Below are 23,491 nucleotides of genomic sequence, written 5' to 3'. Positions count from 1 at the left end.
AGGACAAGTGCGCGCTTGACTTGGACGCCGTAACGGTCGAGCATGGACGTCATGCAGATTCTTCGCTCTGCCGCCCTGGGGGCGGCGCTCATGGTCGGCGTCGCTTCCAGCCTGGCTGCGCCGGCGCCCTATTACCAATGGCGCAGCAAGCTCACGGGCGAGCTGGCCTGTTCGCCGACGCCGCTGGGTGAAGGCTGGGTCAAGGCGAACGGCCCGTATCGTGACGCGCGTTGCGAAAAACCCATCGTTGCTAAATAATGAACCCGGCAGACGCCGTTTGTCTGTCATTGTTCAGTTTTCAAAAATAGCTTACCCACTGAGGAGACACCCCATGTTTACCAGCCCGGAACAGTTTGCCAACGCCACGAAAACCCTGTTCGACCTGCAGATGCAGACCTTCAATGCGCTGGCCGGCAAGACCGTCAAGGGCGTCGAGCAGGTCGTCGCCCTGAACATGAACGCCATCAAGAGCACGATGGACAGCACGATGCAAGCGAGCCGTGATGTCGCCCAGGCCGGTAATCCGAAGGCCGCGTACGAATCGCTCGCGGCGCGCATGCAGCCAGCCGCCGGCGTGACCAACGCAGCCGAGTACACGACGCAGTTGAAGGCCATCATCGACGACATGCACAACGAGTTCCGCGGCGCGGCCGATGCGCACGCGGTCGAAGCGAAGAACACGCTGTCGGCGCTGATCTATGACGTCACCCAGAACGTCAAGCCTGGGTCGGAGAATGCGGTCCAGATCATGAAGGCGGCGATCGACAATGCCTTCAAGGGCTACGAACAGGTGACGGCCGCCACGCGCCAGGCCGTGCAGACGGTCGAAGCGCAGTTCGAACGCGCCAGCACCATCGTCACCCCCGGTGGCGGCAAGCAGGACAAACCCGAGTAAGCCCGGGTAAGCCCGTTCTTCAGCAACCCGGCCCCTCAGGGCGCCGGGAGCTTCGCCGGCTGGTCCACCTGGCCGTCAATTCCCAGCAAGTCTTCGAGTCGCGACAGCGACGCTTCGTCCTTGATCACCGAACGCAGCCAGGCATGCAGTGGCTGCTCGCCCCAACGCGCCGCTTTCTCTGCCAGATACGCAACAGGACTGTGCGGCTCCGTGCGCCGGAAAAACGCGGCGACCTGGCGCAGCTGCGCCAGCGCCTGATCGCGCTGCAGGACCGGCGCGCCCCGAAGCACAGGTTGCGCCACAGCGATGGGGCCGCCCTCGCCTGCGCTCGTTGCCGCATTGTCCGCCACAGCTGCCGGCAAGCCCGCTGACATCAGGTCGATGACGTCGCGCAGCGCCGTGCGGGCCACGCGATAGCTGGGGCCGTCGTTGCCCAGTCGCGCGTCAACGACCCGTTCCAGTTCATCCAGCGCCACAACGCACGCTTCGCAGTCGGTCAGCACCATCTGCACGAACGCCGGCTTGGCGCGTGCACGCAGCGCATCCAGTTCGGCCACCGCTTCCGGCCCGCGTGTGCGCGCCACTTCCCATGCCTGCATTGTCAGCGCGCCGCTCTCGTCCAGCGCCACCCCCTTGGCCAGTGGCGCCACGTGGCTGGCCAGCCAGGCCAGGATGCCGATGCGTCGCTCGACGCCATCTTCGTCAGACTGTGGATGCACGCCGTCCCAGTAACGCTCGCACAATGCCGCCACCAGACCCAGGCCATCGGCCAGACCGCGTATGCCGCCGGTTTTTGTGCTTGCCTCGGCCAGCCAGACGGCCAGTTGCAGATCCTTGCTGCGCGTTTCGAGCAGGATGGTGCAGTGTTTGCCGACGAATTTCCAGTCGGCCTCCTTGAGCGTCGTGACCCAGGCGCCCTGCTCCAGCGACGGATCGTCGGCCAGGCGCGCGCGGGCGATGGCATCGACTTCGGGCGCGAACGCCAGGTCGGCGCCGCACGGATTGTCCGGCGTGATCGGTTTGAGAAGAGCGGCGATATCGAGCATGATGTCTCCTTGAGATCAAGCCTGCACCGGTTCGATCAAGTATTTGAACTTGCCGGCGCGGGTCGCGCCGACTTTCACACGCGTGATCGTGCCGCCTTCCATCATCCGCGCCAGCACGCTGTCGGCGATTTCGGGCAGCAGCGTGCCGCCCAGGATGTTGTCGACATTGCGCGCACCGGAATCGACTTCCGTGCAGCGGCTGAGCACCGCCGCCACCAGCGCGTCGTCGTACTCGAACAGGGCCTTGTGGTTGTCCAGCACGCGCGCGCCGATGCGTGCGAGCTTCAGGCGGATGATATTGGCCAGCACGTCGTCGCCGATCGGATAAAACGGCACTACGGTCAGGCGGCCCAGGAACGCCGGCTTGAAATGCTTCATCAGGCTGGGACGCAGCAGATCGGCCAGCCCATCGGGCGTGGGCATGTCGGCGGCCGGCTTCTTCAGACACGCGGCCATCACCTGGCTGGCCCCGACGTTCGACGTCAGGATGATGACGGTGTTGCGAAAGTCGATTTCGCGCCCTTCGGCGTCGTCCATTACCCCCTTGTCGAAGACCTGGTAGAACAGTTCAAGCACGTCCGGGTGCGCTTTCTCGGCTTCGTCGAGCAGCACGACGCTGTATGGATTGCGCCGCACCGCTTCGGTCAGCACGCCGCCCTCGCCATAGCCGACATAGCCCGGCGGCGAGCCTTTCAGGCCGGAGACGCTGTGCGCTTCCTGGTACTCGCTCATATTGATCGTGATGAGTTTGCGCTCGCCGCCGTACAGGATGTCGGCCAGCGCCAGCGCCGTTTCGGTCTTGCCCACGCCCGAGGTGCCGACAAACAGGAACACGCCCTTCGGCTTGTTCGGCTCGTCCAGATTGGCGCGCGCCGTGCGCACACGCTGGGCCACGACGCTGCTGGCGTGGCGCTGGCCCAGGATGCGCTCGTCGAGCATCGCCTGCAGATTGACGACGGTGCGGATTTCATCCTTGACCATGCGCCCGAGCGGGATGCCGGTCCAGGCCGCGACGATGGCGGCGACCGTGTGCCCGTCGACCTGCACCGGCACCAGTGGCGCGTCGCCCTGCAGGCTGCGCAGGCGCTCGCCGAGCGCGCGCAGATGCGCGCTGCCACACCCTGCTGCATTCGATCCGGCCGCTTCGAGTTCGGCGCGCAGCGTGGCAATCTGGCCCGCCAGGACCTGCTCCTCAGCCCAGCGACTGTGCAACGCGACCTGCTCGGCAGCCGCACTGGCGCGCTCTTCGCCCAGTGACGCCAGCGCGGACGCGTGATCCTCGCCGGCGCTGGCGTCGCGGCGCAGGGCTATGACGCTGGCGTCCAGGCGCTCGATGCGGCGCCCGCAATCTTCCAGCAACGCCGGCGTTGCGCTCTGGCCCAGCGCCACCCTGGCGCACGCCGTGTCCAGCACGCTGATGGCCTTGTCCGGCAACTGGCGCCCGCTGATGTAGCGGTGCGACAGGCGCACTGCCTCGGTGACCGCCTCGTCGTAGATGCGCACGCCGAAGTGCTGCTCCATCAGCGGCGCCATCGCGCGCAGCATCGCAGCCGCCGTGTCTTCGTCGGGCTCTTCGACCTTGATCACCTGGAAGCGCCGTGCGAGCGCCGCATCCTTTTCGAAGTATTTCTTGTATTCGCCCCAGGTGGTCGCGGCGATCGTGCGCAGCTCGCCCCGCGCGAGCGCAGGCTTGAGCAGGTTGGCCGCATCGTTCTGGCCGGCCGCGCCGCCGGCGCCGATCATCGTGTGCGCTTCGTCGATGAAGAGGATGATCGCGTGGGGGCTCTGCTTGATTTCCTGGATGACGTTCTTGAGACGGTTTTCGAATTCGCCCTTCACGCTGGCGCCGGCCTGCAGCAGGCCCATGTCGAGCGTGTGGATCTCGGCGCCCTTGAGCACATCCGGCACGTCACCATGCGCGATGCGCAGCGCCAGGCCTTCGACGACGGCGGTTTTGCCGACGCCCGCTTCGCCGGTCAGGATCGGGTTGTTCTGGCGCCGGCGCATCAGGATGTCGATTGCCTGGCGGATTTCCATGTCGCGGCCAATGACCGGATCGAGCTTGCCGTCGCGCGCACGCGCGGTCAGGCACGTCGTGTACTGATCGAGGGCCGGCGTGGCGCGGTTCGCGGACTGCGCAAGCGCCGACGCCGCGTCCGGCCCGGGCTCGCCGACCTCGGGCGCGATGCCCGGCTGCTCGACCGAGCCGCGCGTCAGGCGTTCGACGTCGTGCTTGAGGCGGTCGAGCGGAAAGCGCGCGAACAGCGGCGACGCGCGCTGTGCCAGTTGCGCCAGCGACGGCTCGGTCAACAGGGCCAGCAGCAGATGGCTGCTGCGAATCTGCGGTGGCCCGCCGACCCCGAGCGAGGCGATCAGCCACGCATGCTCGAACAGCAGCGGCAGATGGCGTGAAAACACGGGCGTGCGCGCGCTGCCGGTGGCAAAGCGCGCCACTTCGCGTCGCAAGTCGGCGTCAAGCCCGGTCAAACTGATGTCGCAGTGGCGCGCGATCGCGGCCAGGTCGCTGCCCGGCTGCTCAATCAGGCCAAGGAACAGGTGCTCGACATCGACTTCGTACTGGCCCAGTCCGACGCAGATGCCGGCAGCGCGCGTGGCCGCCGCGCGGGTGGTGTCGTTGAGCTTCGAGATCAGTGTCTTGAGATTGATGTCCATCGTGCCTCCTGGTCAGGTGCCGTCGCGGCCTTTGCCGGGCCGGACGGTGCGGTGGATGTCGTAGTGCAGCGACGACGGTTGCAGCACCGCGTTGAAGTTGATCGCCTCGTGCTGGCCGCCCAGCGCCAGACGGGCTTGGATGGCGAACTGCAGCCGATTGACGGCGCCCGCATCCGGCTCGAACACGGCCCGTACGTCGGACAAGCGCGGCTCGTGCGCCGCGATCGCCGCTTCGATGCTGGCGCAGATGGCGGCGCGGTCGATGCTGCTGGTCAGGCAATAGCCAGCGAAATCGACCAGGCCATACTGCAGCAGCGACGCGCGCGCATGCGGGTAGCCGGCCAGATCGCCGGCATCGAGCGCGATGCGGGTATTGAGCAGCGCTTCAAGGTCGCGCGCGACGCTGTCCTTGAAACCCTCGATGCCAATCCGGGTGCCGGGGGTGTCAGGGACAGCATCGCGACGTTCGTCCATCAGCCGGTCGAGCAGGCCGGGCGTGCAGCCATGCATGGTGTCTCCCAGGGAGTTGGTACGATGAATACGCGGCGGCGCACGGCCGCCGCGTGGAAAGCGGCGGGCGCCGCTCAGACGATCTTGTTGGCCGCCAGGTCCCAGCCGCCCGAGGTGTTGCCGCCGGCGCCGCCGGTCACCTTCTGCTGGGTGTATTTCCACTTGATCTTCGAGAACTTCAGGCCCACTGCTTCATGGATGATGCTGCCTTCGGCGACGCTCGGCTGGACGCCGCCGATCAGCACGTTTTCAAGCTCGATCTCGAAGTACTTGATGCGCTCGCCCTGGCCATCGGCGCGCATGAATTCCAGCTTGGCCTTGGGGATGGTCTTGCCTGCCGAGCAGGTCTGCAACAGGATGGGCGAGGCCAGGTCGGCGAGCTTGGTCAGCGCGATTTCCTGGTGCTCGCAGCGCTCGGCGGTGTGGCCGCCGCCGGTGGATGCCGTGGCCGAACGGGGCTGGCTCACGCCCCAGTTCACCGAGGTGCACTCGATCCAGTCCTTGTGCCGGTCATCCTGCGACTCGCCTTTGATCCCGTCGATCTGCAGGTACACGTCAATTGCCATGTTCTACTCCAAGTGTGATTGAAACGTCGGTTGAATAACAAGATGGTTACAGCAGTCAGTTCTTGGTCGATTGCGGCAACTCCGCGACCAAACGGAGCGAAACGGACAGCTCGTCGAGCTGGAAATGCGGTCGCAGGAACGACACGGCGCGGTAGACGCCGGGCCGGCCCGGCACCTCGGAGACCTGCACGCTCGCTTCGCGCAGCGGGAACTGCGCTTTCTGGTCCTGGCTCGCGTTATCGTCGAGCAGGACGTATTGCGTGAGCCAGCGGTTCAGGTAATCCTCGACATTGGACGCTGCCGCGAAGCTGCCGATCTTGTCGCGCATCATGGATTTCATGTAGTGCGCGATCCGCGACACGGCAAAGATGTATTGAAGTTGCGACGACAGCACCGCATTCGCATTGGCCGCTTCATTGTTGTACTTGCGCGCCTTCTGCGCCGACTGCGCGCCCAAGAACGCCGCGTACGAGGTGTTCTTGCAGTGCACGAGCGAGATGAAGCCCAGGTCCGACAGCTCTTTCTCGCGCCGGTCCGTGATCGCCACTTCGGTCGGGCACTTCAGCGCCACCTCGCCCTCGTCGGTCTTGAACGTGTGGGTCGGCAGATTCTCGACCAGGCCGCCGCCCTCGACACCGCGGATCGCCGCGCACCAGCCGTAATCCTCGAACGCGCGCGTCAGGCGCGCGCCGAACGCATACGCGGCGTTGCACCACAAGTAGCGGGAATGGTCGCTGCCGTCGACATCCTCGACGTAATTGAAGCCTTCGGTGGTCACGCCGTCGGCCGGGTGATACGGCAACCGGCCCAGAAAGCGCGGCAGCGTCAGACCGACGTAGCGCGCGTCCTCGGATTCCCTGAACCCCTTCCACTTCGCGTATTCGGCAGTGTCAAACACCTTGGACAGGTCGCGCGGCTTGCCCAGGTCACCGAAGCTCTCGACGCCGAACAGTTCGGGGCTGGAGGACGTGATGAACGGCGCGTGGCTGGCGGCGGCCACGTGCGACATCTGTTCCAGAAAGTACATGTCTTCGGGCTGGCGCGAGATCTCGAAGTCGCCGATCAGCGTGCCATACGGCGCGCCGCCGAAGGTGCCGAATTCTTCTTCGTAGATTTTCTTGAACATCGTGCTCTGGTCGAATTCCATCGCCGACTGGAAGTCTTTCACCAGCTCGCGCTTGGACGCGTTGAGCATGCGGATCTGCAGGTTGGCGCCGGTCGTGCTGTTCCTGACCAGGTATTGCAGCCCGGTCCAGCTGCGCTCGAGCTTCTGGAATTCGGGCGCGTGCATGACGGCGGAGAGCTGCTCGGAGATCATCCGGTCGAGCTCCGCCAGCCGGACATCGATCGTGGCCGACAGGTTCGATGACATCACCATCGTGCCCTGCATGACCTGGCTGACCAGCTCCGAGATCAGGTCGCGCGCCCGTGCATGCTCGCTGCTGGACGTGGCCACGCGGCTTTGTTCGACGATCTCGTCGAGCAGCGTCGCATTCAGTTCGGGCGCGCCCGGCTGTGCATTGATTGCGTCGAGAACCGCGGCCATCTCAACCCTCCTCGCCCGCGCTGCCCACGTCGCCATGCTGCTTGCGCAGGCTGCCCAGCTTTTCGGTATTGCCCAGCACGTCGGTCAGGATGTCTTCGAGCTTGTCGTTCCCGGCCAGCTTGTTGCGCAGGTCGGCCAGCTTGGTACGCGCCTCGAGCAGCCCGGCCAGCGGCGCCACCTGGCGTACGACCGATTCGGGCCGGAAGTCGGCCATTTCGCGAAACTGCAGCTGCACGCCGAACGTGCCGCCGTCCGGTGACAGGTGGTTCTCGACCTGGAAGCTCGCCACCGGCGCGACGCCGCCCAGTACTTCGTCGAAAGTGGCGGCATCGACGTTGACGAACTTGCGGTCCTTCAGACGCTTTTTTTCAAGCTGCGGATCGGTCCCGAAATCGCCGACCACGCCGACCACGAACGGCAGTTCCTTGTTCTCCGTCGCGTCGCCAATCTCGACGTCATACGTCATCTGCACGCGCGGCGCGCGCACCTTCTGCAACCGTTTTTGTACGCTCTCGTTCTTGGCCATATCGACTCCAGTGGGGGATGGGATGGCCGGCGTAACCGGCCCCTGGTAAGGGCAGCGGCGTTATTTGAGGACATCGAACGGACTGCCGCCCGCAGTAGCAGGCGCCGGTCGCGATGGCGCCGCCACCGCCGGCTGGGTCGGGGGCTTGCGCACCGGTGCGCGCGTCACCGGGCGCGGGTTGACCAGTACTTCCTCGCCCAGGCTGGTGCGCAGCAGTCTGGCCAGATCCTGTGCCTCGCTGCGCACCGAACCCTGCAGATTGTTCTTGCGGGTGAGGTCAGCCAGCGCCTTGCTGGCCACACGCAGCCCGCTGACGGCAAGGATGCTGTAGGCCAGCGTGTCATTGGGATCGCGCGCCAGCGCTTGCTGCGCATTGCTGATCGCCTCGCCATACTGGCTGGCGTCGAACCGGATCTGGGCCATGCGCACCCACGGTTTCTTGTCGACGGGATGGGCCACGCTGGCCGATTGAAGCAGCAGGATCGCCTGTTCGGGCTGGCGCGCTGCCAGTGCCGCATCGGCCTGCACGTAAAGGTTGCCGGATACGGCGGCGCGCGGTGCGCTCCCGCCCGTCCCTTCCGTGGCGCACCCTGCCAGGATGGCGACGCCGAGCAGCATGGGTAACAGTCGTTGGCGAATCATGTTCGGCTCCGGTGAATAAACAAGCCACCATTATTCGCATCGAGACCCATGCGAAGTTGTGCCCTGTCAACGGCAAGCGAATTCAGCAAACGCGTGTGGGATCGCGGTACGAACCTGCCTGGACTTGCGCTGGCGCAGCGTATCGCGGCGAGAAACGGATTCAATCCAACGTTGGTGCTCAGGAAAATTCCAAGGAGAACGGAATGACGGCAACTTACCGCTGTGCGCTGCTGGCCCTTGCCTTCGTTACGGCGCTATCCGGCTGCGGCGGCACCGCGCTCGGCCCGCTGGCGAGCCTGCGCAAGCCAACTGCGCTGGCCGAATCGCAGAAACCCCCGCGCAATGTGCTGCTGCGCATGCACGCGGCCACGCGCCTGAATGTCAACCAGCGCGGCCAGCCGCTGGCACTTGCCGTGCGCCTGTACAAACTGCGCCAGAAAGATGCTTTCGAAAGCGCGCCCTATGCCGCCTTTCTCGACCCGCAGCAGGAGCGCGACCGCTTCGGCGCCGACCTGGTCGATGTGCGCGAGATCATGCTGGTGCCAGGACAGCGTTACGAGGTGACCGAAACCGTGGCGCGCGAAGCCCGCCACATCGGCATCGTGGCGCTGTTCCACCATCCCGCCGCCGGCCACTGGCGCACGACGCTCAGCAGCGCGGACGCCGAACGCGACGGTGTGAGCATTGGCCTGCACGCGTGTGCGCTGAACCTGGCGAGTGGACCGATCAGTGCGGCGCCGACGCTGGCATCTGTGCCCTGTCAATGAATGTCAGAATCTTTCCTGCAAGCTAAACCGTTTTGGATACCGAGCGAGGCCGACGTGAGCATGCCATCCAGGGTCTTGTGGGACGAGGGATTGTTCCTGCGGCCCCAGCATTTCCAGCAGCAGGAACGCTACCACGAGGCGCGCCTGAACCAGACCGCCTGCGCGCTGCATCCGTATTGCTGGGGCGTACGCAAGCTGACGGTCGATCTCGACGCACTCAGGAACGACGTGCTGCGCCTCGAAGCACTCTCGCTGCTGTTTCCCGAGGGCGAGGTGTACCGGGCGCCCGACGGCGACCTGCTGCCGCCCCAGGTGCGTCTGGCCGACCTGCCGCCGGATCTGCAGAGCGTGACCTACCACGCCGCCCTGCCGGCGCTGCGCACCCATGGCGACAACTGCGCCAGCGAGGCTGGCGATGTCAATGGCGCATCGGATGGTGCAGAAGGCGATCTGCGCTTTGCCCGCTACCAGCGCGACACGCACGAGACGCACGACCTGTACAGCAGCGCTACCGAAGCCCCGGTCACCTATCTGCGCAAGGCGCTGCGGCTGGTGGCCGATGGCGATTCGCTCGATGCGTACGACAGCTTTCCGCTGCTGCGTCTGCGCCGCGTGGCCACCGGCGGCTTCGAGCCCGATCCCGGCTTCATCCCGCCCAGCCTGTCGATCGATGCGGTGTCCGGCCCGGGGATGGGCCTGTACGGCGCCCTGGTGCGGCTGATGGAAAAGCTGCAGGCCAAGGTGGCCGCGCTGTATGGCGACCTGCGCGAACCGAGCCGCAACGTGGTCGAGATCCGCGGCGGCGACGTGTCGTCGTTCTGGCTCCTGCACACGGCCAGCGCCGGCTATGCGGCGCTGGCCCATTACCTGCACCACCGCGAACTGCATCCCGAGCGCCTGTACGGCGCGCTGCTGCACCTGGCCGGCGGCCTGATGACCTATTCGCGCAGCTACCGGCTGGGCGACCTGCCGGCGTACGTTCATGCCGATCCGGCGCCGCAGTTTGCGCGCCTTGACAGCATCATCCGCGACCTTCTCGATACCGTGATTTCGTCGCGCTATTTCACCATCGCCCTGCAGCGCGACCGGCCGTCGTACTACCACGGCGCACTCGATTCGGGCCGCATCACGCCCCAGACCACGCTGTACCTGGCGGTGGCCGCCGACATGCCGGCGCTGCGCCTGGTCGAGACGGTGCCGCTGCAGTTCAAGGTTGGCGCGCCCGAAGACGTCGACCGCTGCGTGCTCTCGGCGCTGCCGGGCGTGAAGCTGCTGCACGCGCCGCAGGTGCCCAGCGCGATCCCCGTACGGCCCGACCTGGTGTACTTCGTGCTCGAGGCGCGCGCGCTGCTGTATGACGCCATGCTCAAGGCGCAGACGATCTCGGTGTACGTTCCCAACGGGCTGCGCGAATTGCGGCTCGAACTGATCGCGGTATCGGCATGAGCGCGTTCATCGAGCGCCGCGCCGCGCCCAAGGCCGATGCCGGCGAGCGCGCCATCCGCACGCAACGCCTCAGCGACATCATGTACGAGGGGTTCTATGCGCTGTTCCTGCTCAAGACCGGGTGCGGGCCGCAGGACAAGGGCGCGTTCGCCGACAACATGACGAGCTTTCTCGGCGACGTCGACCGCAGCGCCAAGGCGCTCGGCATCAGCGCCGACGATATTCAGGCTGCCAAGTACGCGTTCTGCTCGGCGGTCGATGAAATCATTCTGCGCTCGACCTTCGACGTGCGCGAGGCGTGGGAAACACGACCGCTGCAACTGCGGGTCTTCGGCGACCAGCTGGCGGGCGAACACTTCTTCAACCGGCTCGAAGACCTGCGCGCGCGCGGAGCGCAGCACGTCGAGGCGCTCGAGGTCTTCCATATGTGCCTGCTGCTGGGTTTCCAGGGGCGTTATGCGCTCGACGGCAAGGACAAGCTCGATTACCTGGTGGCGCGCCTGGGCGACGAGATCGCCCGCATGCGCGGCCGCACGCGCGGCTTCGCGCCGCAGGCCGAGCGCCCCGACCAGGTGATCAACCGCGTGCGCAGCGATCTGTCGCTGTGGGTGCTGGGCGCGGTGTTCATGGTGGCCGGCCTGGGCGCGTACGTCGGCTTCCGGACAGTGCTGGGCAATGACACGCGTCATGCGCTGGCGCAGTACAACGATCTGGTGAAACTGCCGCCGAAAGCGGCGAACGTGACGATCACGCTGCCATGATGCGTCGACACGCCCGGCCTGCAAATCGCGGGCCGGGGTGGCTCACTGGATGGCTTACTGGATGCCTTACTGGATCACCTTGAACTCGATGCGCCGGTTGCGCGCCTTGCCCTCCGGCGTGCGGTTGTCGGCCACCGGCCGGTCGGGTCCCTCACCCGACACTGCAATCGACTCGGCCGCAATGCCCTGCGCCACCACGTAGGCCTTGACCGCTTCGGCGCGCGCCTGGCTCAGCGACAGGTTGCCCGCGCGCGAACCGGCATTGTCCGTGTGCCCGATCACTTCCACCTTCACGCCCTTGATCTTTTGCAGCGCGGCCGTCATCCCGTCCAGCACCGCGGTGCCGGCCGGCGTGAGGGTCGCCTTGCCCGACTCGAATTCGATGATGCGGTCGGCCAGCGCCGCGTCCAGAACGTTCTGCTGCGACGCCTGCACCCGCAGGCCATTGTTGACCGTGTAGGTCGGATTCAGGTTCGCCGCGATGTCGCCCGCGATCTGCTGGCGCTGCCCCTCGTTGAGCACATCGCCGCGCAGGCTGACGCTGTTGCCGTCGACTTTCAGCTGACCGCCTTTCACCAGGCGCAGGTTCGGCCCGATCAGGCGGCCGACATACGCGCTCCAGTTGGCGGGCGTCGATACCGTGCCGACCGACAGCTGGTCGACCACGCGCGCCGGACCGTACACGCTGCGCAGGCGCTCGAGCAGCGCCGCCCGGGTGGCTTCGTCGGCCACGGTGCCGGTGATCAGGACCGGTGCTTCGGCCTGGGCCTGGGCCTGGGCCTGGGCTGCGCCGTGCGGCAGGCTTGCCAGGCCCGCGACGCCCAGCATGACGATCAGTGTGCGAAGTGTCATGTCAGGCTCCGATGAAGGTGGTCATGAACAGCTCGCGCGCCAGCGCCAGCGGCAGGTCGGGCTGGGCCAGCTGGCTGGCCAGCGCGCGCACGTCGGGGTCAAGCTGCAGCTGCGCGTCGATCCAGCCGGTGTGACGCAAGCGCACTTGCAGCTCGGCGCCTACCAGTGGATCGATCATGGCGCGCAGCGTGTCGGCCAGCGCGTCGCAAAAGCCCACCACCAGCACCGGCCGCTCGTCCTGGTGCGTGATGAACAGCGCCAGGTCGAACCCGGCGCGCCGCAGGAACGGCGCGATCAGCCCGAGCCAGAACGCAGCCACCGGATAGCGCGCCGCAGCATCAAGGGGCAGCGGCAGCACGAGACTCTTGTCGAGGGCCCTGGGCTGGCTGTGCATCACCGGCTGCAGCAGCAGGCCAAGCGCCAGCACCAGCCGTTCGACGCCGCAACCGCCCAGCAGCGCGTCGAGCGAGCCGACCGTGCCGGCGTCGATCCAGCGCAGGTAGGCATCCGCGTCACCCAGGCCGATTGCGCTGTCGGCGATTGCCTGCAGCGATGCCGTGGGATCGGCGTCGGCCAGCACCTTCGGGCAGATCGCTTGCAGAAACTCCCACAGCGGCGCGAACGCGACCGGACAGCTCGCCACGAAAGCGGCCGGGTCGGCGACCGTCAGCGTGCGCGTTGCCAGGAACGGAAAGCGACGGCCCGACTGGTCATGGCTGGCCCGCAGATGCCCGGCCACCGCGTGGTGGCGCGCCGGGCCGACGAGGGCAAAACTGACCGGCGCCATGGCGTCGTAATGAAAACGCCAGCGCGCGTCGGACGGCAGCAGCGTCATCACCTGCGCCAGCCAGGCATCGAGCATGCCGATCGCGGCAGGGTCGTGCGCCAGCTTGACGAAGTCGGCGCGTGCCGGCAGCTTGCCAAAATAACCGATCCGGTCGGCGCGCATCACTGGCCTCCCGTGCTGGCCAGAGCCGGGGCCGGCGCCGCCAGCGGCGGCGCATCGAAGTGGCCGACGATCGCCGGCGGCAGCCGCATGCCGCGAAAACCCTGGCCCTGCGTCTGCCCGCCGCCGCCCGCCTGCGCACTGCTGACGATTTTCAGGTCGACTGCCACCGTCACATTGTTGGCGCTCCAGCGCAGCTCGAACACGCCGCCGTCCTTCTTCGTGCGCTGCGCCGACTCGAACAGGCGCTGCAGGCCAAACTGGCCGGGCTGGTTGAACAGTTCCACGGTGCGCCCATCGAACGTGAGGGCCGACACGCGTGCGCCCGACACGCCCTGCGGCCCCGGATGCACCATATTGCTCCAGCTGGGCGGGGTGTTGCGGTACCGGAGCTGCTGGCCGTCGATTTCGACCGTGTATTCGAGCGTGCCGGGCGCCGTCAGCGGCAGGATCTGGAACACGGTCTGCGCCGCCGTGCCGGCCGCCACGCCGTTGTTCGACAGCGGCGCGATCCAGGCCGGGAACGCCGCCACCGCCTGCGGTGCGAGCGAGATGCCGATGTCGGCCCAGGTGCGCGCGGCCAGCACGTCGCCGCGCCGCACGACGAGCGGGCCCATGGCCGTGCCCACGAATTTGGCCACGGCGCCGTCGGGGCCGAACACCTGGCTGATCTCGCCCGGTGTGGCCTCGACGCTGGAACCCTGCGCGAACGGGTACTTGGTCGCCAGCGTGCGCGTAAACGGTTCGACGACCTGCGCCTGCCAGGTCTTGTTGATCTCGGCCTCGGATGGCAGCACGATCATCGCGAAGGTCTGCGTCAGCGGGCGTACGAGCAGTGGCCGCAGCGCGCTTTTCTGGCTCTCGCTCATCCCGGTCAGCATCTGCTCGTCGACGTAGCGCAGCGCCTCGGCCAGTTCCGAGCCGCTGCCCTCGAGCGTCTGCTGCATGAACTGCTTGGCGCCCGGCCCCGGGTCGCCCTGGTTCTTCAGCGTGTTCAGGCGCGTGCGCAGGCGCGACAGCGCGTCGAGGTAGCCCGTCATCAGGGACGCTTCTTTTTCCCTGGCGCCGACCAGGCGCGCCACGCCGGCAAATTCGCGGCCAATCGGGCCCGCACCTTGCGGCCCGCCCGTCAATTCGACGGGATCGATGGCGTCGGCCAGCGTGCGCGCATCAGACGGCGCCCGGCGCAGGATTTTCTGCTTGATCCACTCGGCGACACCGCGTTCGGTCTTGCTTGCCGGCAGGCGCAACCCGCCCGGATTGTCCCACGCGGTCTCTTCATGGATCGTGCGCAGCAGCCGGGCGATGGGCGATGATTGCGGGTCGCCCAGCCGGTTCATCGCTTGCACACTGGCGTCGAAGCCGCGCAGGTCGGTGATCGTCACGCCCTGCAAAAACTTGACCCACTCGCGTGCGTAATCGGCCTTGTACAGGTCGACCAGCGCCTTCTGGATCTGCTCCGGGCTGCCCTCCAATGTCAGGTCGTCGCGCGCCGTGGTCTTGAGTACCCAGTCGACCGTATTGAGTTCGCGGCTCGAGGCGTCGCGGATCGCGCCCAGCACGAACTTGTCCCACGCCGCGCGGGTGAACGCGCCGCTGACCGCGTGGCTGCCGGCCACCAGGGCGCCATCCTGTTCGCCGGCGATGCGCGCCACCGTCACCGCCGGGAAGCGCGTGGCGGCGCGCGTGCGGATGTCGGCGTACACGCGCTCGCGCGCCGGCGTGCCGCGCACCACGCGGCGCAGATGCTCGCGGGTGGTGTCGAGCAGACCCAGCTTGAGCGTCATCTGCGGCCAGGCGGGGTCGTCGATATTAGCCAGGTGGAAGCTCAACAACCGCTCGGCGCTGCGGATCATCTGCTCGCGTGGCATCGCGCCGCGGTTCGCTTCCAGCCAGCCGCGCCAGTAACGCGTCAGCTGGTCGTTCAGGTGTCCCGGCTCGGCATGACTTTTATCGCCGAGCATCAGGTAAGTTTTGAGCGCGTTATAGGCGTCGCCAACGCTGGTGGGTGACGCATCCTGGTAGGGCTGGCCGGGCCGGGGCGCCGGCGTAGCGGCCTGGCGCGTCGGATCGAGGTTGGCGGCATTGGTATTGACGTCGGCAAGCATGGTTTCAAGCGCCGCCGTCACCGGTTCGACCAACACCGCGCGCACGCCGGCGAAGTATTCGTCGCGCAGCTTGCGCGATAGCTGCCCGCCCTGGTACAGGCCAAAACCCAGCGCCCACGGCTTGTCCTGGTGGTAGCCGTCGAGCAGATCGATGCGGTCCTGCAGGATGTCGAGCGCCTCCAGCCGCGACTGCAGGTCGATGCGCCCGGCCTGCAGCCTGGTGACTTTATCGAGGTCGGCCTGCACATTGGCCACCAGCTGGCGGTTGCCCAGATACGACCACGACCAGCCACCCATCGCGCAGCCGAGCAGGATCGTGGCACCGAAAAACAGGCCCAGCTTCCAGCGCGCCGCCGCCGGTTTCGTGTAGCGCTTGACCAGGTCGCGGTCGGCGAAGATCACCTTGCGAAACAGGTCGCGCAAAAAGTAGCCCGACTGCTCGCCCGTCGGCGCGGCCACGGCGTCCTCGCGCGCGCCGAGCGCCAGGTCGAAACGGCTGGCCACGCGCAGGCTCGACAGGTCTTGCACGCTGCCTTCCTGCAGCGCGCTGGTAAAGTAAAAGCCGCGAAACACCGGCTTGAACTGGTACGTGTTTTCGTCGAACAGCGTGGCCAGAAACGCGCGCAGCGGCGTGCGGATTGCCGCGAATTCGAGCGGGAAGGTAAACACGCCCGGGCGCATCAGCGTGCTGCGGTTGGCCCCCATCCCGGCCAGGCTCATCGCTTTCAGGCCATCGACGAGTTCTTCGAACTGGGCGTCAAAAAACGCCAGCACGTCCTGCGGCGCGCTGCGGCGGTTATAGCGCAGCGTGGCGCCCCAGATGCGCTCGCGCTCGGCCTGTTCGCTGTCACTGAAAAAATCCAGGAACCCCGCCACCAGGTCGACTTTGGTGAACACGACATACACGGGCGGATGCACGCCCAGGCGCTCGGTCAGCTCCTGCATCCGGGTGCGCAGGTTCTTGGCCAGTTCATGCGATGCCGTGGCCGGGCCGGCCATCAGTTCGGCAACGCTGACGGCAATCAGGATGCCGTTGACCGGTGCGCGCTGGCGATGGCGGCGCAGCAGGTCGAGAAAGCCGAACCATTCGTCGCGATCGTCTTCCTGCACCGAATAGCGGCCGGCCGTGTCGAGCAGGATGCCGTCGGTGGTGAAGAACCAGTCGCAATGGCGGGTGCCGCCCACGCCCTGCAGGGCCTTGTTGCCGGGGATCGGAAACGTCAACCCGGAGCGGACGATGGCGCTGCTCTTGCCCGCCGCCGGGTTGCCGATGACCATATACCACGGCAGCTCGTACAGCGCGGCCGCCCCGCGCGTCAGGCCCAGTTTGGATGTCTTGATGGTGCTGACCGCATCGAGCAGGTTCTTGCGCAGCACGGCAACATCGCCCTTGCCGCCGTCGTCCGCGCCGTCGTTCGCGACGTCGTCCCCGGCATCCTCCGTGGCGATGGCCGACGCCAGCCTGCGCCCTTCGCGCGCACGCCAGGCGCGCCGGATCATCCAGCCCGCGCCCCAGATGCCCAGCAAGGCCAGGCCCACGATGGCAGACCACACGAGGCCGATGTCCAGCGCCACGGCGCCGAGCACCAGGAGCGCCGCGACGGCTGCCAAGCCGATCACGATCAGGATCGGCAGGCGGCTGTCGGACAGGAACTTCCAGAATCGTGCCATGGCGGGGCCCAGGTCCGTTGAAAAAAGAGTCTCACAGGAAATGCTCGCATGCGCATCGAAGGCGTCGCTTGAGCGGGCGCAACACGGCGGACTTGGGGGAACGCTCAGTCATCACTGCATCGCCGCTGCATCACCGCCGCATCACCCCGCGCAGGCGCAGCTCGGTGTGGCCAAAATCCATCATTTTCCAGCGCCCGCCCCAGGTCAGCCCCAGCGACTCGGCCACCTGCCCGTAGACCTGGTAGCCGCGCATCGCCCACGGGTCTTTTTCAGAAATCACCAGCTTGCCGTCGCGCAGGAACGCGCAGTCGCCGGCCAGGCCGTACTGGTGCCAGCTCTGGAATGCGCGCGCATTGGTGACGTTGCTGCCACTGGCGGCCAGTGCATCCTGGCGCGCCGGGCTGCGGTAGCCTTCGAGCAGCGCCATCTCGTAACCGTGCTGCTCTTTCATGATCTTGAATGCCAACAGCAGCCGCGCACTGAAATCGGGATGCAGCAGGCCCCAGTTGCGGCTGGCGCCCACCAGCATCGGCCGCACCAGTTCGACTTCGGCGGTGGTAAACACGTCGGGTGGCAGCGCCACGGGGGGCGCCAGTTGTTCACCGGCCAAGAGCGCTGCCACCTGCTCGTCCGGCATGGCGGCGCTGCCTTCGTACACGGGCAGCATGGCGGGGTTGCTCAGTGCCAGCGCAAGCAGCGACGGAATCAGGATCACCGGCGCGCCAATGGCCAGCAGCACCCGATGCTGGAGCACAGTGCGCACGATGCGCGCGCGGACGCTGAGCGCGGCGTTGTTGCGCACGGCATCCAGGGCCAGCCCGCCCGCGTGACGCCAGGCGCCGGCACGCCGCGCCAGCGCGCGCAGGCTGCCGATGCTGCGCGTTGCCAGCGCGCGACCGGCCGGGAACACAGCGAGCCAGATCAGGCCGGATGCGCCACAAACGTACAGAAGCGCGATAAAAATCAGCATCGGTACCTCCGGGATTGTTTCTAATCGGAACAAGAAAAATCCCATCTTAGGAGTGCTGCCGTGCGTCCACCCGACGAAAATCAAGCGAACCCCACGCACCCGCACCTGCGGCCCGATCTGATGTCGTCGACGCGGCATGGCGGCAACGAAGACAGCATCCTCGCCAAGCTCGAACGTGAGCCGGCGCGCCGCGCTGCAGCGGGCGGCAGCGGCATCCGGCTGGCCTGGTATGGCGGCGCCGTCGTCGTCGCGCTGGCATTGACCTGCACGCTGGCCTGGCTGGCGGCGGGCCAGGAGGGATTGCCCAGGGTCGAGGTCGCCCACGCGGGTCACCTTGCGCGCAGCATGGCGGCGACCGAAGAACCCGTTGCGCTGGCAGCATCGGCCAAGATCGTCGATGCGGCGCCGCCCGTCCCCGTTCCGACCGTGCTCGCCACGGCGGACCTGACGCCCGATCCGGTGCCACCGCTGCGCCTGTTGAAACCGGCGGCCGTGACGCGGGCGCCAGTCAAGCCAACGCGCATGCTTGCTGCAGCGGAGCGCAGCACGGCCACGGCGCGGGTCGCGGCGCCCGTCCCGGTTCCGGCGCGCACGCGCGTTCCCGTGCCGCGCCAGGCAGCCCGGTCAGCAAAATATGCCGCGCCGGCGCGCATCCCCGAGACGCCCGACAGCGATGTCGCGCTGATCTCGGCCGTCATCTATCACGCCAATGGCCACGCCCTGCCCGACCCGGAGATGAACCCGGATCGCTGCGCCGGCGACGCCTGTCGTCCACGGCCAACGCGCTAACACCGCGCCAGACGATCGCGCCGAAACTGCTGGATTCCCTGTCCACCCGGGCTTATACTGTACATAAGAACAGTAACGCGGGTGGTCATGATCAGGTTGTTGGAAAACGAGTTTTATTATCTGGACAACTTTCAGCGCGTTCTCGACTGGATCGGCGAACGCTATGCCGACCTGCTCGACGCGCAGGAGCACGCGTTCCTGGCCGCCTTCCCTGCGCTGCCACATGCGGCGCGCGCGCTGTTCGTGCGCATGGTCATGCGAAAAGGCACGCTGTTTCGCGCCAGTAAACTCCGTTACGCCGAGATCGGCTGCCCCGTCGAGGCGGCTGGCCACCTGCTGGGCACCGGCTGGATCGAAGCCGATCCCGAACTCTCGCTCGACGAACTGTTCGACCTGCTGTCCAAGCCCGAAGTTGCCGAGGCCTTCCCGCACCTGCGCCAGAAAAGCGCGCGCAAGGGCGACCTGCTCGAGGCCTTGCGGGCCGACTGCGCCGATCCCCGCCGTTTTTCCGGCTGGTACGGCGACTGCGCCGACGTGGCCTGGCGCATCCACGTCAAGCCCCTGTGCGACCGCCTGCGCCTGGTTTTCTTTGGCAACCTGCGCCAGGGCTGGACCGACTTCGTGCTGTCCGACCTGGGCCTGTTCCGCTACGAGCAGGTCGACATCTCGCCGGCCTCGCGCGGGTTTCGCCAGCGCGCCGACATCGACCATTACATCCTGCTGCACGCATGCCGCGAGCGCTTCGCCGCCGGTGAGGCGGTTGAAGATGTCGTGCGCGACCTGCCCGAACATGCATTCGACAACGACTGGCTGGCCAGCCGGCGCGAAAAGCTCGTGTTCCAGATCGGCCAGCACTACGAAAAGCAGAAGGACTGGGATGGCGCTTTTGCCGCCTACGCACGGTGCCGCTACCCCGGCGCGCGGGGCCGCGCCATCCGCGTCCTTGAAAAACACGAGCGCTTCGACGACGCCTGGGCCCTGCTGACCGAAGCCCAGACTACCCCCGAGAACGACGCCGAGCGCCAGCACCTGGCCCGCATCGCGCCGCGCCTGGCGCGCCGCCTGGGCCACGCGCGCCTTGGGCGACCACCGAAGACCGAGGTGCAGCGCATCGACCTGTGCCTGGCGCCGCCGAACGGCGAGCGCTGGGTCGAGGGCGCGGTGCGCGACCATCTTGCACAAGAACAGGCGCCCGTGTTCTACGTCGAAAACGCACTGGCCAATACGCTGTTTGGCCTGCTGTGCTGGCGCGCCATTTTTGCCGCCATCCCCGGCGCCTTCTTCCACCCGTTCCACCGCGGGCCGGCCGATCTGTACAGCGCCGACTTCTACGCGCGCCGCCTGGCCGAATTTTCCGCGTGCTTCGACGAACTCGAGTCCGGCGCCTACCGCGACACCATCCGCGCGACCTACCGCGACAAGGCCGGCCTGCAGTCCCCGTTCGTGCACTGGGACGGCATCAGCCTCGAGCTGGTCGAACTGGCGCTGGACTGCATCCCGGCCGCGCACCTGCGCAAGTGGTGCGAGCGGATCCTGGCCGACGTGCGCGAAAACCGCACGGGCTTTCCCGACCTGATCCAGTTCTTCCCCCTCGAAAACCGCTACACGATGATCGAAGTGAAGGGCCCGGGCGACCGCCTGCAGGACAACCAGCAGCGCTGGATCGAGTACTGCGCCGCGCACGCGATGCCGGTGGCGGTGTGCTACCTGGTCTGGGATCTGGCGCCCGGGATGGCGCCCGGGATGGCGGCCTGATTTGACCGGCGCCACGCAACCCGTCTACACGATCGCCGTGCGCGCACTGTGCGAGTTCACCGCCAAGGCGGGTGACCTTGACCTGCGCTTCACGCCCTCGCCCAGCGCGCAGGAAGGCATCGCCGGCCACGCCGTCGTCGCCGCGCGCCGGGGCGATGGCTACCGCGCCGAGCTGCCGCTGTCCGGCGAATGGAACGGCTTGCGCGTACGCGGCCGCGCGGACGGCTACGACGAAAACGAAAACCTGATCGAAGAGATCAAGACGCACCGCGGTCGCCCCGAGTCCATCCCCGACAACCACCGCCACCTGCACTGGGCGCAGGTGCGCGTGTATGGCCATTTGCTGTGCCAGGAGCGCGGCCTGGACGCGGTCAACCTGGCCCTCGTCTATTACGACATCGGCAGCGGCGTCGAAACCGTGCTGCGCGAGCAGCGTGACCGCGCGTGGCTGCAGACCCATTTTGCGGGCCTGTGCGAACGCTTCTCCAGCTGGGCCGCGCAGGAAAGCGCACACCGCGCCGCGCGCAATGACGCGCTGACGCACCTGCGCTTTCCGCATGCCGACTTCCGTCCGGGCCAGCGCCACCTGGCCGAGAGCATCTACCGCGCCAACACCAGCGGGCGCTGCCTGCTCGCGCAAGCGCCAACCGGCATCGGCAAGACGGTCGGCAGCCTGTTCCCGACGCTCAAAGCCATGCCGCAGCAAGGCATCGACAAGGTGTTCTTCCTGGCCGCGAAGACGCCGGGCCGGCGCCTGGCGCTCGATGGCGCGGCCAAACTATGCAGCGCCACGGCTACACCACTGCGTGTGCTGGAACTGACCGCGCGCGACAAGGCCTGCGAGCATCCCGATAAAGCGTGCCATGGCGAGGCGTGCCCGCTGGCGCGCGGCTTCTACGACCGCCTGCCGGCCGCGCGCGCCGCTGCGGCCGAGGTGCTGGTGCTGGACCGCGAGGCGCTGCGCACGGTCGCCCTCGAACACGACGTGTGCCCGTACTACCTGGGCAGCGAGATGACGCGCTGGGTCGACATGATCGTTGGCGACTACAACTATTACTTTGACGGCGGCGCGATGCTGTACGCGCTGGCGCAGGCCAATGGCTGGAAGGCCAGCGTCCTGGTCGACGAAGCCCACAACCTTGTCAACCGCGCGCGCTCGATGTACAGCGCCGAGATCGACCGCGAGCTGCTGCGCGCCGCGCGCGCCGTCGCGCCACCGGCGGTCAAGAAAGCGCTCGAGCGCGTCGGGCGCGCCTGGACCAATGTCGACAAGGGCGCGCCCGCGCCGTACCAGTTGCTCGAGTCGATGCCGGCAAAACTGGTCGATGCACTGCAGGACGCGTCCAGCACCATCAACGAACACCTGGCCGCCTTCCCCGGTCCGCTCGACCCTGACCTGCAGCGCTTCCACTTCGACGCGCTGCAGTTTGCGCGCCTGGCCGAGTCGTTCGGCCCGCACTCGCTGGTGGACCTGTCGCGCGACGCCGACCGCCCGACCTTGCGCGATTCGACCATCTGCATCCGCAACGTGGTGCCGGCGCCATTCCTCGGCCCGCGTTTTGCCGCGTCGCATTCAAGCACGCTGTTCTCCGGCACGCTCGGCACCTGGCAGTACTGCACCGATACGCTTGGCCTGCCGGCCGACACGGCCTGGGTCGAGGTCGATTCGCCGTTCACGGCCAGCCAGCTCGACGTGCATGTGGCCAAAGGCATTTCGACCCGCTACCAGGCGCGCGCCGCGTCGGTCCAGCCGATCGCCGAACTGATCGCCCGCCAGTTCCACGAACGGCCCGGCAACTACCTGGCGTTTTTCAGCAGCTTCGACTACATGGACCAGGTGGCGGGCGCGCTGGCGAAGCTGGATCCGGGCGTGACGGCCTGGCGCCAGGAACGCCGCATGAGCGAGACCGCCCGCCAGGGCTTCATCGACCGCTTCGCCATCGGCGGCGCGGGCGTCGGCTTTGCGGTGCTGGGCGGTGCATTCGGCGAAGGCGTCGACCTGCCGGGCGAGCGCCTGATCGGCGCGTTTGTCGCCACGCTCGGCCTTCCACAGGTCAATCCCGTCAACGAACAACTGCGCGAGCGGATGCAGACGTTGTTTGGCGCCGGCTATGACTACACGTATCTGTACCCGGGCATCCAGAAAGTGGTGCAGGCGGCCGGCCGCGTAATCCGCACCGAGCAGGATCGCGGCGTGGTGTGGCTGATCGACGACCGCTTCGCCCAGCCGGGCATCCGCGCGCTGATGCCGGCCTGGTGGGAACTCGGCGCGCACAATTCGCGCTGAGCGATTACGCCAGCAGCCCGCGGATGCGCTGGTAGCCGCTGCGGCTGATGGGCAGCTTCACCCCGCTTTTCAGCACGGCGCAGTGATTGTCCTTGCTGACCGGTTCGATGCGCGCGATCGCGCCAAGGTTGACGATGTGCGAGCGGTGGATGCGCACGAAGATGGCGGGGTCGAGCTGCGCCTCGAGTTCGGCCAGGCTGCCAAGCTTGAGGTACTGCCTGCCGTCCGCGCAGACGGCCACATAATCGTCCTGCGCCTCGATGTAATCCACGCTCGCTGTTGGCACCACGTGCACGCGCGCGCCGTCGCGGATCAGGATGCGCTCGATGGGCGTGTGGCGCGCCGCTGCTTCCTTGACCACGGCCTCGATCTGCGCCGGCCGGGCGTTTCGCAGGCGCGCCTGCGCCAGCGCTTCGCCAAGGCGCGCGCGTGAAAACGGCTTGAGCAGATAGTCGATCGCATGCACCTCGAACGCGCGCAGCGCGAACTGATCGTAGGCGGTGGCGAAGATGTAGTGCGGCTTGCTCCCGGCCAGTTCGACCACCTCGAAGCCGTCGAGTTTCGGCATCTGGATATCCAGAAAGACCAGCTCGGGATCCAGCTCCGCAATCGCCTTGACCGCCTCGAAACCGTTGGCGCATTCGCCGACGATCTCGACGTCGGCGTGCGTCGTCAGGTATTCGCGCAGCACCGCGCGCGCCAGGTGTTCATCGTCCACGATCAGAACCCGCATGC

At 67.1% G+C, this 23,491-nt stretch carries 20 protein-coding genes; 8 read left to right on the top strand and 12 right to left on the bottom strand.

Annotated elements, in window-relative coordinates:
* Positions 1-51 precede the first annotated feature (51 nt).
* The gene (locus AC56LH_RS05795; RefSeq protein WP_499644770.1) at positions 52-258 is read left to right on the top strand and encodes a hypothetical protein; all 207 of its coding nucleotides are present in this window, start codon (positions 52-54) and stop codon (positions 256-258) included.
* Between the two features lie 73 nt (positions 259-331).
* A complete protein-coding gene (phaP, locus tag AC56LH_RS05790; RefSeq protein ID WP_258837687.1) occupies positions 332-895 on the top strand; it encodes a TIGR01841 family phasin in 564 nt (187 codons plus the stop codon).
* A 35-nt stretch (positions 896-930) separates the two neighbouring features.
* Here the strand turns inward: phaP and tssA are convergent, their stop codons facing one another.
* The 7 genes from tssA to AC56LH_RS05755 all read right to left on the bottom strand — a co-directional run bounded on the left by tssA (position 931) and on the right by AC56LH_RS05755 (position 8,404).
* Positions 931-1,941: a type VI secretion system protein TssA gene (tssA, locus tag AC56LH_RS05785; RefSeq protein ID WP_499644769.1), complete on the bottom strand. Its 1,011-nt coding sequence runs from the start codon at positions 1,939-1,941 to the stop codon at positions 931-933.
* Positions 1,942-1,956: 15 nt separating this feature from the next.
* The gene (tssH, locus tag AC56LH_RS05780; RefSeq protein ID WP_499644768.1) at positions 1,957-4,614 is read right to left on the bottom strand and encodes a type VI secretion system ATPase TssH; all 2,658 of its coding nucleotides are present in this window, start codon (positions 4,612-4,614) and stop codon (positions 1,957-1,959) included.
* A 12-nt stretch (positions 4,615-4,626) separates the two neighbouring features.
* On the bottom strand, positions 4,627-5,124 hold the full coding sequence (gene tssE / locus AC56LH_RS05775) for a type VI secretion system baseplate subunit TssE (RefSeq protein WP_499644767.1): 498 nt from the start codon (positions 5,122-5,124) through the stop codon (positions 4,627-4,629).
* 74 nt (positions 5,125-5,198) lie between these two features.
* A complete protein-coding gene (locus AC56LH_RS05770) occupies positions 5,199-5,690 on the bottom strand; it encodes an Hcp family type VI secretion system effector (protein ID WP_183551309.1) in 492 nt (163 codons plus the stop codon).
* Between the two features lie 55 nt (positions 5,691-5,745).
* On the bottom strand, positions 5,746-7,236 hold the full coding sequence (tssC, locus tag AC56LH_RS05765) for a type VI secretion system contractile sheath large subunit (RefSeq protein ID WP_499644766.1): 1,491 nt from the start codon (positions 7,234-7,236) through the stop codon (positions 5,746-5,748).
* 1 nt (position 7,237) lies between these two features.
* Complete coding sequence (gene tssB, locus AC56LH_RS05760; protein ID WP_499644764.1) at positions 7,238-7,762, bottom strand: type VI secretion system contractile sheath small subunit; 525 nt, start codon at positions 7,760-7,762, stop codon at positions 7,238-7,240.
* A gap of 60 nt (positions 7,763-7,822) precedes the next feature.
* On the bottom strand, positions 7,823-8,404 hold the full coding sequence (locus AC56LH_RS05755; RefSeq protein WP_499644763.1) for a tetratricopeptide repeat protein: 582 nt from the start codon (positions 8,402-8,404) through the stop codon (positions 7,823-7,825).
* Between the two features lie 203 nt (positions 8,405-8,607).
* On the opposite strand from AC56LH_RS05755, the gene tssJ reads away from it, so the two are divergent.
* From tssJ to icmH, 3 genes are read left to right on the top strand one after another with little or no spacing between them, the layout of a single operon-like run.
* Complete coding sequence (gene tssJ / locus AC56LH_RS05750; RefSeq protein ID WP_499644762.1) at positions 8,608-9,171, top strand: type VI secretion system lipoprotein TssJ; 564 nt, start codon at positions 8,608-8,610, stop codon at positions 9,169-9,171.
* 54 nt (positions 9,172-9,225) lie between these two features.
* Entirely contained in the window at positions 9,226-10,617 is a 1,392-nt protein-coding gene (gene tssK, locus AC56LH_RS05745) for a type VI secretion system baseplate subunit TssK (RefSeq protein ID WP_499644761.1), read from the top strand.
* Positions 10,614-11,378, top strand: a complete 765-nt coding sequence (gene icmH / locus AC56LH_RS05740) for a type IVB secretion system protein IcmH/DotU (RefSeq protein ID WP_499644759.1) — start codon at positions 10,614-10,616, stop codon at positions 11,376-11,378. Before tssK ends, icmH begins: the two co-directional genes overlap by 4 nt.
* 66 nt (positions 11,379-11,444) lie before the next feature.
* Here the strand turns inward: icmH and AC56LH_RS05735 are convergent, their stop codons facing one another.
* The 4 genes from AC56LH_RS05735 to AC56LH_RS05720 all read right to left on the bottom strand — a co-directional run bounded on the left by AC56LH_RS05735 (position 11,445) and on the right by AC56LH_RS05720 (position 17,925).
* Positions 11,445-12,230, bottom strand: a complete 786-nt coding sequence (locus AC56LH_RS05735; protein ID WP_499644758.1) for an OmpA family protein — start codon at positions 12,228-12,230, stop codon at positions 11,445-11,447.
* Position 12,231: 1 nt separating this feature from the next.
* Positions 12,232-13,179 carry a type VI secretion system-associated protein TagF gene (tagF, locus tag AC56LH_RS05730; protein ID WP_499644756.1) on the bottom strand — a complete coding sequence of 316 codons (948 nt, stop codon included), beginning with the start codon at positions 13,177-13,179 and terminating at the stop codon, positions 12,232-12,234.
* Positions 13,179-16,955, bottom strand: a complete 3,777-nt coding sequence (gene tssM / locus AC56LH_RS05725; RefSeq protein ID WP_499644754.1) for a type VI secretion system membrane subunit TssM — start codon at positions 16,953-16,955, stop codon at positions 13,179-13,181. The genes tagF and tssM overlap by 1 nt, the downstream gene beginning before the upstream one ends.
* 130 nt (positions 16,956-17,085) lie before the next feature.
* Positions 17,086-17,925: a M15 family metallopeptidase gene (locus tag AC56LH_RS05720; RefSeq protein ID WP_499644752.1), complete on the bottom strand. Its 840-nt coding sequence runs from the start codon at positions 17,923-17,925 to the stop codon at positions 17,086-17,088.
* A 60-nt stretch (positions 17,926-17,985) separates the two neighbouring features.
* Here AC56LH_RS05720 and AC56LH_RS05715 point away from each other — a divergent pair, with 60 nt between their 5' ends.
* The 3 genes from AC56LH_RS05715 to AC56LH_RS05705 all read left to right on the top strand — a co-directional run bounded on the left by AC56LH_RS05715 (position 17,986) and on the right by AC56LH_RS05705 (position 22,756).
* Positions 17,986-18,714 carry a hypothetical protein gene (locus tag AC56LH_RS05715; protein WP_499644750.1) on the top strand — a complete coding sequence of 243 codons (729 nt, stop codon included), beginning with the start codon at positions 17,986-17,988 and terminating at the stop codon, positions 18,712-18,714.
* Between the two features lie 87 nt (positions 18,715-18,801).
* Positions 18,802-20,469 carry a VRR-NUC domain-containing protein gene (locus tag AC56LH_RS05710; protein WP_499644749.1) on the top strand — a complete coding sequence of 556 codons (1,668 nt, stop codon included), beginning with the start codon at positions 18,802-18,804 and terminating at the stop codon, positions 20,467-20,469.
* A gap of 1 nt (position 20,470) precedes the next feature.
* A complete protein-coding gene (locus tag AC56LH_RS05705; protein WP_499644748.1) occupies positions 20,471-22,756 on the top strand; it encodes a helicase C-terminal domain-containing protein in 2,286 nt (761 codons plus the stop codon).
* 4 nt (positions 22,757-22,760) lie between these two features.
* On the opposite strand, the gene AC56LH_RS05700 is transcribed toward AC56LH_RS05705, so the two are convergent.
* Positions 22,761-23,489 carry a LytR/AlgR family response regulator transcription factor gene (locus AC56LH_RS05700; RefSeq protein WP_499644746.1) on the bottom strand — a complete coding sequence of 243 codons (729 nt, stop codon included), beginning with the start codon at positions 23,487-23,489 and terminating at the stop codon, positions 22,761-22,763.
* Positions 23,490-23,491: the final 2 nt, after the last annotated feature.

Source organism: Telluria sp. LT1R51-2, assembly GCF_059685775.1.
Note: the sequence above shows the minus strand (reverse complement) of the source record. Positions and strands in the feature narration are given on the sequence as shown.